This window comes from Pontibacter sp. BAB1700, from assembly GCF_000277005.1.
Taxonomy (GTDB): domain Bacteria; phylum Bacteroidota; class Bacteroidia; order Cytophagales; family Hymenobacteraceae; genus Pontibacter; species Pontibacter lucknowensis.
The window spans coordinates 66483-82098 of the sequence record NZ_AKIS01000048.1; the positions used below are offsets into that span (position 1 = coordinate 66483).

Here is a 15616-nt window from a genome sequence, read left to right on the forward strand (position 1 = left end):
AATAACAGTAAAAATATGACGAATAATACTCCTAATACTGAAGATAATTTCTTCGCTTCGTTAGCATATAAGTATTTGCCATACTGGCCATTGTTTGCAGTATTATTGGCAATATCCATTGCAGGAGGTTGGGCCTACCTGAATTTTCTAGCCGTACCATCTTATGAAGTGAGTGCCTCTATTATCATCAAAGACGAGAACAAAGGTGTTAGTGGCTCGCGCATCACAGAGTCTATGGATAACTTCACTACAAACAAAGTAGTTGAAAATGAAATTAACATTATTCATTCCCGAACACTCATAAGCAAGGTAGTGAATGATCTTAAACTGTATGCCCCTATCCATGAAGAAGCACAATTTAAATCTATTTCGGCGTATACCTCCTCTCCCATTATAATTGAGCATAAAGATCCGACTCAGATTAAGGCAGTACCTAAAACCTATTTTTCGGTAGATGAAAAAGTCGAAACAGTTACAATTGGGAATACAATTTACCCCGTAAATAAATGGGTCAAATCTCCCTATGGCATCGTTAGATTTACAAAGAATTTCAATTTAACAGCACCTTCCACAAATCCACTTTATTTTACTCTCACACATCCTAGCAAAGTAACTGATGAACTGATGGCAAAAGTCAGAATTCAGGCTTTAAGCAAGGTGTCTGCTGTGGTGAACCTTTACTTAAAGGACACTGTGCCGCAAAGAGGGGAAGATATTTTGAACATGCTCGTTGCATCCTACAAAGAACTTGCTGTTCAAGAAAGGAACAACTTAGCCTCCAACACCCTAGCCTTTATTGAGGATCGCATTAAACTCGCGATGGAAGAGCTCGAAGCATTGGAGAATAAAGTAGTGGAATTCAAATCAACCCAGGGTGGTGTGAACCTAAGCGAACAGGGTAAGCTATATCTTGAGAATGTGAGGGACAATGACCGCAAAATTTCTGAAATAAATACACAGCTTGCCGTACTGAACAAGGTTGAACGCTACGTGCTATCTGAGAACACATCCGGAAGCTTCGTTCCTTCCACGTTAGGGGTCAATGATCCTTCACTTAACCAGTTGCTTCAAAAGCTCTACGATTCTGAGATTCAATATCAGAAACTTAGGAATACAACAGCTGAGAATAACCCTATACTTGTTTCTATTACAAATGAGATTGAAAACATACGCCCAAGAATTATTGAGAACATTCGCAACCAGCGGGTAAACTTACAGGCAAGCCGTGCAAATTTAGCATCTACAAATAGTGGCTATAACTCTTCTTTGCAAAATATCCCACAGAAAGAAAGAGAGTTGATGGAGCTCACCAGACAGCAAATGGTGAAAAACAATGCCTATAATTTCTTACTTCAAAAAAGAGAGGAAACCGTCCTTTCCCACGCCCCAACCGCTGAGGATAGCAAAGTGATTGACAGGGCTGGTACCTCTCCCTTCCCAGTTAGCCCTAAACCGCTCTACATCTACATGATATCAGTTATGGCTGCGTGTGGTATAGGTTTATTTTTGATTGCTGGCAAGGAGCTTCTAAATACAAAGATACTTTTCAGGTCCGAAATAGCTCTCTATACACAGGCTCCTATAGTGGCTGAACTCAGTTTTATAAAAAACCAACAAAAAGGCACATTCACAGCTCCAACTGAAGTATCTGTTATTGAACAGTTCAGGCAGCTCAGAGTAACACTAGGCCTGTATGGCAGGACATTTACAAAAAAGAAGATAATGGTGACATCTAGTATACCCGGTGAAGGGAAAAGCTATGTAAGTACTAACCTTGCAGTCAGCCTAGCCTCCTCCGGTAAGAAAGTCGCCCTTCTCGATCTTGACTTACGCAACCCAAATACTTCTACTCTTTTTAATCTGTACAAAACTAAAGGCATCATCGAATATCTGTCTGATGAAAGAATAAACCCGGTTGAGATCGTAAACGAGACAGTATTGCCGAATTTATTCATTTTACCGGCAGGCTCCAATGTAGGCGACCATACTGAACTACTGTTGAGCGAGAGACTGGAAAATCTTTTCTCATACCTTGAAGTCTCTTATGATTATCTGATCATAGACACACCGCCGGTAGACTTGGTTTCTGATGCCTATCTGCTTTCTGAATACTGCGACATTACGCTGCTTGTGATGCGCCATGCATACACGCCAAAGCCGCTTGTGCAGCGACTGGCCCACGACAACAAAATACACTCGCTTAATAATGTAGCAATTGTATTTAACGGAGTAAAACCAAGGGGATTTGTCAAAGGACAATATGGCTACGGATATGGCTATGGGTATGAACATAAGTATAACGATAAAACCTACAGAAACAGAGGAGCAGCAGCAAATGCTTGAGTAAGTGCTAACCTATTCCAGATTCAGTTTAATCAATTTATAATAACGCCAGGCATGAAAATATTAGTTACAGGTACAGCAGGGTTTGTAGGTTTTCATTTAGCCGAAAAGCTAGTGCAAAGAGGAAATAATGTAGTGGGTGTTGATAACATCAATGATTACTATGATACAAAACTGAAATTTGCACGATTAGCGGAGAGCGGTATCTGTGAGGAACTTATCGAATGGAACACCGAGGTGCAGAGTTTTAAATATTCTCAATATAGTTTCTATAGAATGAACTTAGAGGATAAGGCAAACTTAATCGCGTTATGTGAGCGTGAGAAGTTTGACATAATTGTGCACCTGGCAGCTCAGGCTGGCGTACGTTATTCTATTACTAACCCTGATGCGTATGCACAGTCAAACTTAATCAGCTTCCTGAATATTCTGGAAGCGAGCCGTCAACACAATATCAAACATTTGGTTTACGCCAGTTCCTCAAGTGTTTATGGGCTAAACGGTGTAATGCCATTCTCGGTGAAACATAATGTGGACCATCCTGTGTCTTTATATGCAGCTAGCAAAAAGGCGAATGAGTTAATGGCCCATACCTATAGTCACCTTTACAAAATTCCCACTTCTGGACTTCGCTTCTTTACCATATATGGTCCCTGGGGGCGACCAGATATGGCATATTTCCTGTTTGCTGATGCCATCAAGAATAATAAACCAATACAGGTTTTCAACAACGGTGAGATGCAGCGGGACTTCACCTACATTGACGATGTGGTAGAAGGAATAATAAATGTGATGGATAAACCTGCTGAGCCTTGCCCTGATTGGGACTGCGAGCATCCTGACCCTTCCCGCTCAACTGCTCCATACAGAATCTACAATATCGGCAATAACAAACCTGTTCAACTGATGACTTTCATAGATGAACTACAGAAATGCATGGGCAAAAATGCCCTTTTGGAGATGAGAGGTAACCAACCAGGAGATGTGACAGCTACATGGGCCAATGTAGATGATTTAATAGAAAATTTCAACTATAAACCAGATACAACGATAGCATGTGGGTTAAAGAGATTTACAGACTGGTATACTAATTATTACTCCATCAGGAGAGAAACTGAAACACAACCTGAATCAATAAGTCTGCCTTAAGTAAATAATTTCTCTGATGGTTTCTGCGCTCCCAGACAGCTGTAGGAGTAACACCAGTATGATTAAACCATATCATTGTTACAAGTCTGCCTTTTCAACATCCCTTTTAGCATCTAATTCAAATACCGCCCTTGAATACTAAGCTAACTACACCACCGCCAAAGCGGAAAGAGAATTTAAGGCAGCGTGCTTACCTTAATTCTGTTACCAGTGTAATCGATTATGCCGGGGCTCAGATTGTGGGCTTTTTTGTGAGTCCATTCATTGTTGGAGGTTTGGGTAGCTCCATGTACGGTATATGGCAAATGCTCTCTCAAATGACTGGCTTCGCTAACATGGCTGATACCCGTGCCACGCAAGTACTTAAATGGTCTATTGCTCAAAAAAGAGATCTTGCTACCGACCAAGAGCTAAGAAGTGATCTCACGACGGCACTTGTGGTTACGACCTTTATTCTACCGATAATTCTAGCGATTGGTGGCATCATTGTTTGGTACGCTCCAACCCTTACCCACGCCACGCCGGAGTATCATAACATGATCCGGATCGCCTGCTCACTCCTGCTCCTGACCTTGGTTACCAGCAAAGTTTTCGATCTCTTCGAGTCTGTGCTACGCGGCATGAACCTGGGTTACAAGCGCATGGGGCTTCGGGCTGGCATCATATTTTTAGCTGGGGGACTCAAGGTGTTTGTAATCACTCAGGGGCATGGGCTTATAGGGCTTTCGAGCGTAGATTTGCTAACAGCCCTTCTGATGGGCATCACTTTTTATTTTATCGTTAAAAAGAACATACCTTGGTTCGGTTTCGCCAAGACAGATAAAAGCAAGATTATTTCTTACAGCAAACTAAGTGGTTGGTTTATGGCATTTACTGGGTCTAAGATGTTCTTGCTCAGTAGTGACAAAATTTTATTGGGCTATTTGGCTGGCCCCGTTTTCGTAACACAATATGCTATCACCCTATTTACTTCTTACGCACTACAAGGTCTCATCACATCAGTAGTGAATGGTGTGATACCAGGTATTGGAGGGCTTTTTGGCAAAGGAGAATATGACAGAGTGCAGCAGGCACGCAAAATTGTAATAACGATTAATTGGATACTTTCAGCCTCTCTGGGAGTGGCTATACTCCTGTACAACAAATCCTTCATATCCTTGTGGGTTGGAGAAGAACATTATGCAGGTAATACTGAAAACCTACTCATTCTTCTGATATCAGTGCAGACCATTTTTTTCCAAATAGATAGTCTAATCATTAATGTTAGTCTAGATATGAAAATGAAGGTATACTTTTCGGTATTAGCCTCTGCCGTTACAATTGCTTTGTCTTTCTTCTTAATTCAATACTATCACATCATCGGCCTATGCATCAGCATATTAGTGGGTCGCTTGGTACTTTCAGTCGGTTACCCGTTGCTTCTTAGAAAGATCATGCATATCCAGGTAAATTTTACTGGATGGAAACAGTTACAGCCTTTATTGATGACGGCTCTGCTGTTTATTTTGGCAACGTATGCCGGTCAGGCTATTACAATCACAGACTGGGTTTCACTTATTTCAATCGGGGTGCTTTCTATACCCACCGTCGGCATTGTTTTCTGGTTTGTAGGATTAGGAGGTGTCGAACGGAAATCTGTGTGGGAGCTTACTTCAAAGATAAAAATATTCAAACGTGAAGATAACTAACACCTTTATGAAGGAATATGTCGCAACAAAAGAATCGGAGAAGCTTCTCCAGGAGCTCTTCAGGAATGAAATCCGTTTTGCGCATTGGAAGAGTAACGGGCACCTGCTCAAATCTTTGGAAGGTAAAACAGACCTTGATCTGCTCGTCTATCCTGATGATCGTTTGAAGTATGAAGCATGCCTGACCCAAATGGGGTATAAGAAAATTATCAGTCAGGCGTGGAGCTCCTACCCTTTAGTAGAAGACTGGTTGGGCTTTGATGAACATACTGGGAATCTGCTGCATCTGCATACCCACTATGCACTTGTAACAGGTATACAGCACGTAAAGCACCTCTACCTACCTTGGTTGAAGCAGTTCTTTCAGCACATAGTTCTTGATGCGGCAACTGGGTGGCCTATACCTAAGCCCGGTCTTGAGGCAATTATACTCTTTGTCAGGATTTGGGCCAAAATGCCTCCAGCCGAGCGCATGAAAAGCGACCCTGCTATACCTTACTACCTAAAGGAAGAACTGGTATACCTACTATCAAAAACAAGTCCGGAAGAGTTAAGCCAGTTGTGCCGAGAGCTAGGGCTCAAAGTTCCGATTGATTTCAACTATTCCTTTAGTGGCATTCTGATTGGTCAAAAGTCGGAAGATATACTAAGCGTGGCCACCTACTTTTATGAACAGCTTAAGCCATACTACCGCACGCCTTGGTCAGTCTCTGTTCTGAAATCACACCTGTACAAACTCCGAATCAAATCTTCGCAGGTATCAGCCAGGTTATCCGGACCATTCAAGTTTGGTAAAACTTTAGAGAAGGGCGGAAAAGTGATCGCATTTGTAGGGAGCGACGGCTCGGGTAAAAGCACTCTCACCCGTGACGTTCTAAACTGGCTGACTTATAAACTAGATGCCCATTATTTCTATTTTGGTAAGAACCCGTTCATTTTCAGCTACAATAAACAAATAATTTCTAAAACTGATCTGCTCTTTAAGCAGGACAAGTTTTCGCAAATACTCAAGAAATTAATTGGCAACACTTACTATCCTATGCTAATTAACCGAAAGGTGGAGATGCTGGAGCATGCAAAAAAAAATGAGCCGCACAGGCAGTGTCGTGATTTGTGACCGCTTCCCGCAACTGGATGTGAAAGGCATGAACGATGGCCCACACCTCCTCCCTAAAGACTGGTGTGCTGACTTAGAAATGAAACAGTTTAGAAAAGTGCGCAATTATGATGCTGACCTGGTATTCAGGTTACTGGTCAGCCCGGAAGTAGCCTGTGCCCGAAAGCCGGAGCACAATGCGGAAATGATTAAGCTAAAGTGTGACAACATTTCTAAAATATCATTTGGTAACTCTGAGGTGATAGACATTGACGCTGACTTGCCTTATGATCAGGTGCTGCTTCGTGTAAAGCAGGAAATCTGGAAAAAACTGTAGTGTATAAAATTAAATGGAGTCAAAAATAATAGAAGTGATAGGTCCGCCTGGTGTAGGAAAAACAACCATTTACGACGCCCTATGCGCCTCTTGGATGCCATCTTTTAATTGGACACATCAGGAGAAGCTATTGGCTCCACCCAAGCCGTCTATAGGCCAATTATCTGCTTGGATAGAGTATAACCTCAGAAGTATACTGGCTAAACCGAAGGTAAAAAGCATTCCCGTAGACTATGGCCTTCGATTTTCAGACTCTTATAAAGATTTGGCGAACTTTTGCTGGAATCATCTAACATGCTCTGACATGCCGCTTAACCAAGAGGTTGGCAACCGCTTTCGGTCGTCTTACTTTTTGTTCAGCGATTTTTGCCGCTATCAGGCCATACTTGAGAGAGTAAATGGCACTCCCTGTATAATGCAGGAAGGGTTCTTACAAAAGTCTTTCCTGCTCCATGAGAATCAACAAACGGTTAATAACACTCTGAAAACCTATTTGTCGCTTATTCCACTCCCATATGCTATTCTACTTATAGACACGCCGGATGTCAACCTCATTGTACAAAGACTGATGCTACGCAATAAAGTGATCGCATCCCACATCAATGCAAATGCTGAGACACTGGCAAACGAAACAATGAAATGGCGACAGTTGCTGCATACTTCTGTGGCAACCTTGGAGCAGTACGGAGTACAGGTATACCGCTTAGACGCCAGCAGGTCGGTGAGGGAAAACGTGGCATTAACCCAACAGTTTTTAGACAACCTAAAGTAATAAAGGTATGATAGAAATATTTTTCCTATTCATAGAGCTTTTCATCATTGGGTTTACCATCTATCTCTTTCTTTATAAGAAAGAACTTGCTATCATTTATATACCTACGCTGCTATTTGCCCAGACCGTGGTCACCCCGGTGTTGCCGGCCATGACTTATTACATTATTTTCTCGCTCTTCATACTGTATTTTATCTACTTCAACACCTCATTTCTGCGTGAAAATGTATTCTCCATTTTCTTACTGCTATACTATGCCATACTTGTAACACAATCACCAGACATTGAGAATATTCGGGGCTCTCTATTTTCAGTGACTTGGCTATTCCTGGCTATACCTCTCATAGCGTCTATCTACAGAAAATTCACCAGAGATGAGCTTTTAAAAGAATTGTCTCATGCCGCCTTTATACTCTTGCTAATATTTGTGTTCAACGTAGTTATTTCTACCTACACAGGATATGCGCCTAACGCTATGTACGGTATCACAACTGGAATTCTGTATGGCAATTTGTACGCAACTGATTTTAATGTGCTCTCCCTTGCCGCTTTTGTAGTTCTGCTGAGAGCAGTTAATAAAAAAAGTATTATTTACTTTTTACTTTTTGTCATATCATTTGCTTTCATCACTCTCTCTCTCAGAAGGTCGGTTATGGGTTTGGCCGCACTCGGTATAGCCATAGCCGTACTGTTACTACTTACACAGCGAAGCATTATCAAAGTTGCATTCTTCAGTGGGCTGGCAGTAATACTCGGCTTCTTCATTATAGCCAACACAAGCTTCATGACTGTTCTTATTGAGCGCTATGAGCATAGAAACCTGGCAGAGCGGGAATTGGAGGAAGAAAAACGCTTCCTGGAGTATGAAGTGCTTTATGAGGACATGTTCATCTATGAAGACTACAATCCTTGGTTTGGCTATGGACTATTCAACAGTGCTGGCAATTATGGAAAGGGTATTTTTGAACAGCGAACGCTCCACTCAGACCTAACCAATATGGCACATTCATCAGGTATAATTGGTGTGCTGCTTTACATGCTCATGATATATACCAGTTTCTGGAAAAGTTATAAATCATCTATCACCCGGGCAGATAAGCTTTTCCTGTTTTATTGTGTAATAGTATTTATAGTATACACCACTACAGGACGCTATACAACCATAGAAAACATTTGGTTTATATTTCTTTTAGCTATGCTTCCACTTGCAAAACCAAAAGAAGTCGACAAACCTAATATTACACTAAAAAAAGACAAACCTGCACTTAAAATAGACGTAAATTCACTTAGGACACCTGCTTACTAGGCGACTCTTTATTGCTTAATCACTAACAATACTTTACTGTTTACTTTCTCAATAAGTCGGATCAGCGACTTGTGCAGGTAGGCTATATATATTTATTAATACTTTTATTATGGCCAAATTTTTATTTTACGACGATCAGATTATAAATATTCTTTTAACTTTAAAGAAGAGCAACCATCCGGGGGAGCTTCTGTGCAGGCTTATGGGTGGATTCAAGGGCTCTTAGCGCTCGGACATGAGGTATACGTGCTTACTGACATGAGCAGAATGGGAACTTTGAAAGAGGAATGCCAACACATTAAATTAATACCTTCATTCGATTCCAGAAAAGGTATACGTTGGTTTAGGTGGCTTTATTACCGTATGCCATATTTATACCGTGAGTTAAGAAAAGTTAAGCCAGATTATTTATATAAGGGTATTCCAAGCTGGCATTCTTTTCTAATTGGCCTCATCTGTTATCAATTAAAAATCAAGTTTATACAGCGCATTTCAAACGACTTTCTGATTGATAATCGTTTTTTTCATAAATCACTCTAAAACTCATTGGCATTTCAGAATATGGGGATGAAGCTCTCAGATTTTATTCTATGCCAAAACGACTATCAGTTTAGAACCATACAGGCGCAGTTTCCTAAAAAATCGGTAAAAAAAGATCTCTAACCCAATCTATCTAAACCCAAAGAGTAGTGATAGCAGCCGGGACCAGAGAGCTTATATAGGGTGGTTAGGCTTGTTTCAATATCAAAAAAACCTGAAGCTTTTGTATGAGATCGCCTCAAAACTTCCGCACGAATATTTCCTGGTTGCAGGAAAGGAGTCTAATGACATAGACAGCGATACCCTATATTATTTAGACAAGCTAAAAAATTTGCAGAATGTGCAATTCTATGGTTTTATAAAACGAGACCAAGTGCTCCCATTCCTGGCTAAAGCAAAATTTTTACTGAACACGTCGCACTATGAGGGCTTCAGCAATACTTTTCTTGAAGCTATGGTTGTTGGCACCCCAATCTTGACAAGTACAAAAGTGAATCCAGATGCTATCATATCCGAATTTAACCTTGGCATTGTCTACAGTAATGCCGCAGATCTTATAACGCAGCTCGAACAACTCTCACCAAAAGCATATGAACTAATGTCTGCTAATGTACTTGAGTACGTTACTACAAACCATGATCACAGGCCTTTAACAGAGGAGTTATTAAGTTTTTTAGATTGCAGTAAGCCTATTAACAACAGAAAGAGAACTATGTCACAACTCTGCAATACATAAACAAAGACCAGTCACCTCTCTGACTTGGTATTAATTAAGTTCTTACATGAATAAATAATTTACGCTTACACAAAATGGAAATTATTCAACGGAAAATACGTGTGCTTTTTTTCATAGGGAGTTTACGTGCAGGCGGAAAGGAAAGACGCTTAATTGAGCTTTTGACCTACTTGCAAGGGAAAGGGTGCTATGACATGCTGGTGTTGCTTACCTCCGCTGAAATTCACTACGAAAGTTTTAATGCTTTGAGGATTTCCTACTTGGTTTTGCCTAAAATGTGGAAGCGAAATGACCCAACCGTCATCTACCAGTTCTACAAGTACTGTAAGACATTCAAGCCAGATCTGGTGCATTCCTGGGGACAGATGCAGTCCTTTTACACACTGCCTACCATAGCACTGGAGAGTGTCCCGCTCGTCAATAGTCAAATTACATCCGCCCCTCCAAACATAGATAAATTTTCGCTTTCCTATGCCTTAGACCGGCTCATTTTCAGTATGTCAGCCGTGATCCTTTCTAATTCGAAGGCAGGACTGAAATCCTTTAACCCGCCAAGACACAAGAGTAGGGTAATCTACAATGGTTTAAATTTTAACCGTTTTGAAGATTTAGAGAATACACTGGATGTGAAAAACAAGTACGGTATAAATACCCCTTATGCCGTTGTTATGGTTGCTTCTGTATCCCAGCACAAAGACTACGACATGTTTTTCAGCGTTGGCCGCCTTGTTACGGCTAAGCGCGACGATATTAGCTTTATAGGTGTAGGGGCTTTTTTTGAAGATGACCCAGCCTACCACCGTATTCTGGAAGTAACTAAAGATAACTCCAGACTCCTCTTTAATGGTGATATAAATGATGTTGAGTCGCTGGTAAATGCTGTGATGTTGGTATGCTACTCTCACCCAATGGTGAAGGTATATCAAATGCAATACTTGAGTATATGGCACTCGGAAAACCTGTCGTAGCGAGCAATAAAGGAGGTACACCTGAGATAATCGGGCACGGTGCAGGCGGCTATTTGGTACAAGATCACGACTCAGTCGAAATCATTGCGTCTTATGTTATCGAATTGATTGATAATGTAGAAAAACGAGTTGCGTGTGGGAGTACCAATCGAAAAATGATTTATGAAAATTTTTCTGTGGAAAGAATGGGAAGAGCTTTCGAGCGGGTATACCAGTCAGTCATTTCAAAAAAAGCGGATGTAACACACAGCAATCTGATTGATGCAATAGACCAGGAGGCCGTAAAGCAATGAAAGTGCTATTTGTAAGTAGGTCTGCATCTGGCGAGCTACTCCCTTTGTAAAAGAACAGGCTGATGCGCTTTTCAGGAATCATCACGTTAGAATAGATCATTATTTTATCCTGAAAGGTGGCATCAGAGGTATATACAGGCTATATTTCAGCTGCATCATTATATAAAAAGAACTAAACCAGACTTAGTTCATGTACACTATGGTCTTTCTGCACTTGTAGCTGGCGTAAGTAAATGGCTGTTCATGAGCCGACACAAGATTATTACGACATTTCATGGCTGTGATCTGAACAAAAAGTCAGAACGTAGATTTTCGCTTTTAGCTGCTAAACTTTCCTCCCACAACATACTGGTTTCAGAGAAAATGACCAAATATTTTCCAGGGAGACATTCAGTTGTTCCTTGTGGTATCGACACTAAAATTGGCCTAAACTTCAGGGCCAAGACAAGAATGGAAATGGGTTGGGGTAATCAGGAATTTGTTGTCCTGTTCTCCTCCAGCTTCGACAGAAAAGAGAAAGACCCGGAGTTTGCTTTTGAAGTAATCTCTAAGCTCAGGAGTACTACTTCACGTAGCGTTAGGTTTCTGGAATTAAAAGGATATAGCCGTGAACAACTTACAGCCCTAATGCAAGCGGCAGATGCGCTTTTACTTTGTAGCCTAAGGGAAGGTAGCCCACAAGTTATAAAAGAGTCTATCCTGAACTCTCTACCTGTGGTGGCCAATGACGTCGGGGACGTTAAGCAGATCTGCGAAGGTATAGACAATTGCTTTATAGTGGACAAAGAAGTTGATGCTTTTGTGAAAGCCCTGCTAATGCTGGTTGATAAGAACGTCAGAATTGAAAACAGAGCCCCTGTAATCGAGAAGTTTGACAACGATATCATATCTGGCAAACTGTTTCATATTTATCACGAAGTACTGAATTAGACCATGAAAGTTCTCATTGATATTAATCACCCAGCCCACGTTCATTATTTCAGGAATTTTTCTCGAATAATGATTGAGAACGGGCATGATGTTATTTTTGTATCGCGCGACAAAGAAATGGCCCACCGCTTACTGAACCTCTACGGCATACCATTTATTGACAGAGGAAAAGGCAAAGACGGTAAAATCGGTAAATTCATGTACCTGCTGTACGCTGACCTTAAGCTGCTCCAGCTTTCCAGAGAACTTAAACCAGATCTATACCTCAATTTCCTGCACCCATACCCTTCGCAGGTGGCTAGACTGCTCGGTAAAGTTTCGCTTGTATTCAGTGATACTGAACATGCAAGTCTGCATCATAAACTTACAGTTCCATTTGCCACTAAGGTATATACCCCTAACTGTTACAGACTAGACTTAGGAAGCAAACAAGTGAGGTTTAATGGCTTTATGGAGCTGGCTTACCTGCATCCAAATTACTTTACTCCAAATCCAGCTATACTAGGGCTGCTAGGTGTTAAAGAGAATGAGCGATATGTAATTATCAGGTTTGTCTCCTGGGCGGCAGCACATGACTTTGGGCATACCGGTATGGCACTTGAGAACAAAATAAAAGCTGTTCAGCGCATATCAAGTCATGCAAGAGTCTTTATTACTTCAGAAGGTGAACTTCCTCAGGAGCTAGAGCAATACCGCATCAACATTCCATTTAACCAAATGCATGACGCCATCTATTATAGTAGTCTGTTGTTTGGGGAGAGTGCTACTATGGCATCCGAGGCTGCAGTACTTGGTACTCCATCCATCTTCATAGACAATGATGGAAGAGGCTATACAGATGAAGAAGAACGTAAATATGGGATTGTGTTTAACTTCACGGAGAGTAGAGAAGACCAGAAGAGAGCTATTGATAAAGCGGAAGAAATACTCATGGATTCTGCTGGTTTTGCGAGGTTCAAGAAAGTTAGAGAGGACCTTATAAATGAATGTGTGGACACAACCCAATTTATGGTAGATGAGGTACTAACGTATGCTTAGATCATAAATATATACCTGATTATCAAACTCATCTTGCAAGTACCAGTAACGAATACCCTCCTAGTGATTTAACCGCAATATCCTGATTCAGCTTGAATAGTGCATTACGTAATGACGAGGCAAGCCTTGATTTAATGGTTTTATCTGATAACTCCACCGAGCCGGCGGTATAAAAAGAGTCTATAACTTCATAACCTGCATCTTTAAGGGTCGCAATAGCCGTTTCTTTCGTGAAGAAATGCAAATGCCCTAGTGAGTTTCGCCAATGCATCAGTTTATTTCTTAGCACACTCTGAGCAGAAACATCTAAAGGTATATGGAAGATAGTGTATTCCGCTTTTCCTTTACACTGCTTTAGAAAATTAAGGTAATCGTCCACATGTTCAAATACATCAATCATTAATAGCAGATCAAATTTACTATCAACAGTGAGTAAATTCTCGAGTTTGAACTGTAATCTTTCTTTCTCTCTCAGCCTTGCTAAACTTATAGCGTCCGATGAGATGTCATATCCGGTAAACACCACATCCTCTCCCATTGATAGGTGCAGTTGATTTAATATTTCACCAGCTCCACAACCAATTTCTGCAATCGTTTTAACATTAAGATTATGGCGATATAACATTTTTAATATCTGCGCTGCCTTCCAGGGAGAGTCTTCAACGTGCCATGTTGGATTTTTCAACAGATACTCACCATTTTCTTTTGTGTAAATCTCCTCTATCATAATAAAATTGTTTAGTCAGGGTGAACTTTGTACTTTATGTGGTATTTGGTAATCGAGAAGCAACCAGCACCTAATGCTGTGATTTCAAAGAGTGATCAGAATCCTACGCCGTAAAAAACGGCATTATACCTTATGTAAATTTGATTATCAGTAGAATAACAGTTATTAAATTCTATTGCCTTCCGGCTGGTAGAATAGTGTATGTGTAATCAAAATGCGCTAATGTGAGTTTTCTTCCCAAACAAGGTCATATAAACTATTTTCATGTCCAGCAGTAGCGACCAATTTTCAATATACCACAAGTCGTGCTCCGTACGCTGAGTCTTCTGCTCCTTAGTCTCAGTAGGCCCTCTCCAGCCATTCACCTGTGCCCAACCTGTAATCCCAGGCTTACAATAGTGTCGAACCATATACTTCTCTACACTGGCCTGAAATTGCTGGTTCAAATAGCTCCTATGTGGTCTTGGTCCTACTACGCTCATGTCACCGAGCAAAACATTCATAAACTGAGGCAATTCATCTAAACTGTATTTCCGCAGTATCCTGCCTAATTTTGTGATGCGCTCGTCGCCTAACTTTGTTGAGAGGCTACCCCCGGCAACCCTGTCACAGACGCTCATGCTTCTGAACTTATAGAGTCTGAATGGCCTGCCTCCTTTACCAATTCTGATAGGGCAATAAAACACTGGGCCTGGAGATTCTAATTTGATGAGAAACGCAATAACTGCGAAGAGAGGCATGAGCAGAATAAGTGCAGAGAAAGAGAATAATTTATCAAAAGTAAACTTCGCAATAGAAGCCATGTGGCTATCAAGAGGGACCTGCCTCACATTAATGGCATCTAAATTCCCGTATCGGCACAGTTTGTATGAATGTCCCAATATTCCCTGGAAATCAGGCACGTATTTAACTCTTACACCATGATAGTCGGCAGCTTCAATTATGCGTTTTACTTTTTTGGAAGTTTTAATAGGTAGCGCAATAACAATCTCATCAACCCTATTACTCATCAGGTACTGGTTAATCCCATCCAAATCGCTTACTACCTTATTTTGCTCGACCTGACATTTCTCTTCTTTGCACTTAATAAACCCCTTAATGTTGTAAGACGCAGTCTGACTGTTCTGAAGCTGACGCACAACGTTGCTTGCCGAGTCCCCGATGCCTGCTATTAGGGTATTTTTGGTTTGAGAGTCAACAATAGTTTCTACAAAACGAGTCAGGAGAAAATTTAAAGGTATACCGATTACAGGAATACATAAGGTGAAGGCAACAAGTACATTTTTGCTTGGGGCCAGCGATTCGAAAACCCAGAAAAAAAAGAAGGTGAAGCCGACTAAAATAATATAAGTCTGAGCGTATTTAAAAATCCTTGAGTTACTGTTATCGACAGAGCTGGCATGATAAAGATTTTTCCAATACCCCAGTAAAAACCACAAAAATATAAGGCTACCGAATAGAATCCACTCTATCTCAATATATTCTCTATCGCTAAAGAGATACACCGAAATCAAAAAAGACAAAAACAAAACAAATATGTCCCGACCAAAATAAACAGAATTAATTATCTGCCTTGATTTAATCATAACCTTCTCCATAATATTTGTAATAATAGTATTTATAGGATAGGCTCACCTTTACACCTTTTTAACATATTTATTGCCAGTACATTTTAGGGTAAAGTTTAAAGCAT

15 protein-coding genes are annotated in these 15616 nt (G+C 40.8%); 13 read left to right on the plus strand and 2 right to left on the minus strand.

Annotated features, from left to right (window positions below):
• Nucleotides 1-15 precede the first annotated feature (15 nt).
• The 13 genes from O71_RS06675 to O71_RS06735 all read left to right on the plus strand — a co-directional run bounded on the left by O71_RS06675 (nucleotide 16) and on the right by O71_RS06735 (nucleotide 13196).
• The gene (locus O71_RS06675) at nucleotides 16-2343 is read left to right on the plus strand and encodes a polysaccharide biosynthesis tyrosine autokinase (RefSeq protein ID WP_007654633.1); all 2328 of its coding nucleotides are present in this window, start codon (nucleotides 16-18) and stop codon (nucleotides 2341-2343) included.
• Between the two features lie 54 nt (nucleotides 2344-2397).
• Nucleotides 2398-3492 (plus strand): NAD-dependent epimerase, encoded by a 1095-nt coding sequence (locus O71_RS06680; RefSeq protein ID WP_007654635.1) that lies wholly within the window; start codon nucleotides 2398-2400, stop codon nucleotides 3490-3492.
• Between the two features lie 131 nt (nucleotides 3493-3623).
• A complete protein-coding gene (locus O71_RS06685) occupies nucleotides 3624-5180 on the plus strand; it encodes a hypothetical protein (RefSeq protein WP_007654638.1) in 1557 nt (518 codons plus the stop codon).
• Entirely contained in the window at nucleotides 5167-6297 is a 1131-nt protein-coding gene (locus tag O71_RS06690; RefSeq protein ID WP_007654645.1) for a hypothetical protein, read from the plus strand. The genes O71_RS06685 and O71_RS06690 overlap by 14 nt, the downstream gene beginning before the upstream one ends.
• Nucleotides 6266-6613 carry a hypothetical protein gene (locus O71_RS06695; protein WP_051017718.1) on the plus strand — a complete coding sequence of 116 codons (348 nt, stop codon included), beginning with the start codon at nucleotides 6266-6268 and terminating at the stop codon, nucleotides 6611-6613. Before O71_RS06690 ends, O71_RS06695 begins: the two co-directional genes overlap by 32 nt.
• Before the next feature lie 568 nt (nucleotides 6614-7181).
• Nucleotides 7182-7385 (plus strand): hypothetical protein, encoded by a 204-nt coding sequence (locus O71_RS23740; RefSeq protein WP_155800639.1) that lies wholly within the window; start codon nucleotides 7182-7184, stop codon nucleotides 7383-7385.
• A gap of 7 nt (nucleotides 7386-7392) precedes the next feature.
• Complete coding sequence (locus tag O71_RS06705) at nucleotides 7393-8691, plus strand: O-antigen ligase (RefSeq protein WP_007654651.1); 1299 nt, start codon at nucleotides 7393-7395, stop codon at nucleotides 8689-8691.
• 192 nt (nucleotides 8692-8883) lie between these two features.
• Nucleotides 8884-9231 carry a hypothetical protein gene (locus tag O71_RS27105; RefSeq protein ID WP_040573841.1) on the plus strand — a complete coding sequence of 116 codons (348 nt, stop codon included), beginning with the start codon at nucleotides 8884-8886 and terminating at the stop codon, nucleotides 9229-9231.
• Between the two features lie 127 nt (nucleotides 9232-9358).
• Nucleotides 9359-9967 (plus strand): glycosyltransferase family 4 protein, encoded by a 609-nt coding sequence (locus tag O71_RS24575; protein ID WP_255345357.1) that lies wholly within the window; start codon nucleotides 9359-9361, stop codon nucleotides 9965-9967.
• A 74-nt stretch (nucleotides 9968-10041) separates the two neighbouring features.
• Nucleotides 10042-10935 (plus strand): glycosyltransferase, encoded by an 894-nt coding sequence (locus O71_RS23145; RefSeq protein WP_202800206.1) that lies wholly within the window; start codon nucleotides 10042-10044, stop codon nucleotides 10933-10935.
• A complete protein-coding gene (locus O71_RS24580) occupies nucleotides 10860-11228 on the plus strand; it encodes a glycosyltransferase family 4 protein (protein ID WP_071530844.1) in 369 nt (122 codons plus the stop codon). Before O71_RS23145 ends, O71_RS24580 begins: the two co-directional genes overlap by 76 nt.
• Nucleotides 11229-11390: 162 nt before the next feature.
• The gene (locus O71_RS06730; RefSeq protein WP_237717741.1) at nucleotides 11391-12158 is read left to right on the plus strand and encodes a glycosyltransferase family 4 protein; all 768 of its coding nucleotides are present in this window, start codon (nucleotides 11391-11393) and stop codon (nucleotides 12156-12158) included.
• A gap of 3 nt (nucleotides 12159-12161) precedes the next feature.
• Nucleotides 12162-13196 carry a DUF354 domain-containing protein gene (locus O71_RS06735; protein ID WP_007654656.1) on the plus strand — a complete coding sequence of 345 codons (1035 nt, stop codon included), beginning with the start codon at nucleotides 12162-12164 and terminating at the stop codon, nucleotides 13194-13196.
• A 28-nt stretch (nucleotides 13197-13224) separates the two neighbouring features.
• Here the strand turns inward: O71_RS06735 and O71_RS06740 are convergent, their stop codons facing one another.
• Nucleotides 13225-13923, minus strand: a complete 699-nt coding sequence (locus tag O71_RS06740) for a bifunctional 2-polyprenyl-6-hydroxyphenol methylase/3-demethylubiquinol 3-O-methyltransferase UbiG (RefSeq protein ID WP_007654658.1) — start codon at nucleotides 13921-13923, stop codon at nucleotides 13225-13227.
• Nucleotides 13924-14132: 209 nt separating this feature from the next.
• Nucleotides 14133-15521 carry an undecaprenyl-phosphate glucose phosphotransferase gene (locus O71_RS06745; protein ID WP_007654659.1) on the minus strand — a complete coding sequence of 463 codons (1389 nt, stop codon included), beginning with the start codon at nucleotides 15519-15521 and terminating at the stop codon, nucleotides 14133-14135.
• Between the last annotated feature and the right edge of the window lie 95 nt (nucleotides 15522-15616).

What these genes read in the sequence shown, in the direction of transcription:
- O71_RS06745 (WP_007654659.1), bottom strand. Translation starts at nt 15,521, where the DNA reads ATGGAGAAGGTTATGATTAAATCAAGGCAGATAATTAATTCTGTTTAT.
- O71_RS06695 (WP_051017718.1), top strand. Translation starts at nt 6,266, where the DNA reads ATGAGCCGCACAGGCAGTGTCGTGATTTGTGACCGCTTCCCGCAACTG.
- O71_RS06740 (WP_007654658.1), bottom strand. Translation starts at nt 13,923, where the DNA reads ATGATAGAGGAGATTTACACAAAAGAAAATGGTGAGTATCTGTTGAAA.
- O71_RS24580 (WP_071530844.1), top strand. Translation starts at nt 10,860, where the DNA reads ATGCTACTCTCACCCAATGGTGAAGGTATATCAAATGCAATACTTGAG.
- O71_RS23740 (WP_155800639.1), top strand. Translation starts at nt 7,182, where the DNA reads ATGCTACGCAATAAAGTGATCGCATCCCACATCAATGCAAATGCTGAG.
- O71_RS06675 (WP_007654633.1), top strand. Translation starts at nt 16, where the DNA reads ATGACGAATAATACTCCTAATACTGAAGATAATTTCTTCGCTTCGTTA.
- O71_RS23145 (WP_202800206.1), top strand. Translation starts at nt 10,042, where the DNA reads ATGGAAATTATTCAACGGAAAATACGTGTGCTTTTTTTCATAGGGAGT.
- O71_RS06680 (WP_007654635.1), top strand. Translation starts at nt 2,398, where the DNA reads ATGAAAATATTAGTTACAGGTACAGCAGGGTTTGTAGGTTTTCATTTA.
- O71_RS06705 (WP_007654651.1), top strand. Translation starts at nt 7,393, where the DNA reads ATGATAGAAATATTTTTCCTATTCATAGAGCTTTTCATCATTGGGTTT.
- O71_RS06735 (WP_007654656.1), top strand. Translation starts at nt 12,162, where the DNA reads ATGAAAGTTCTCATTGATATTAATCACCCAGCCCACGTTCATTATTTC.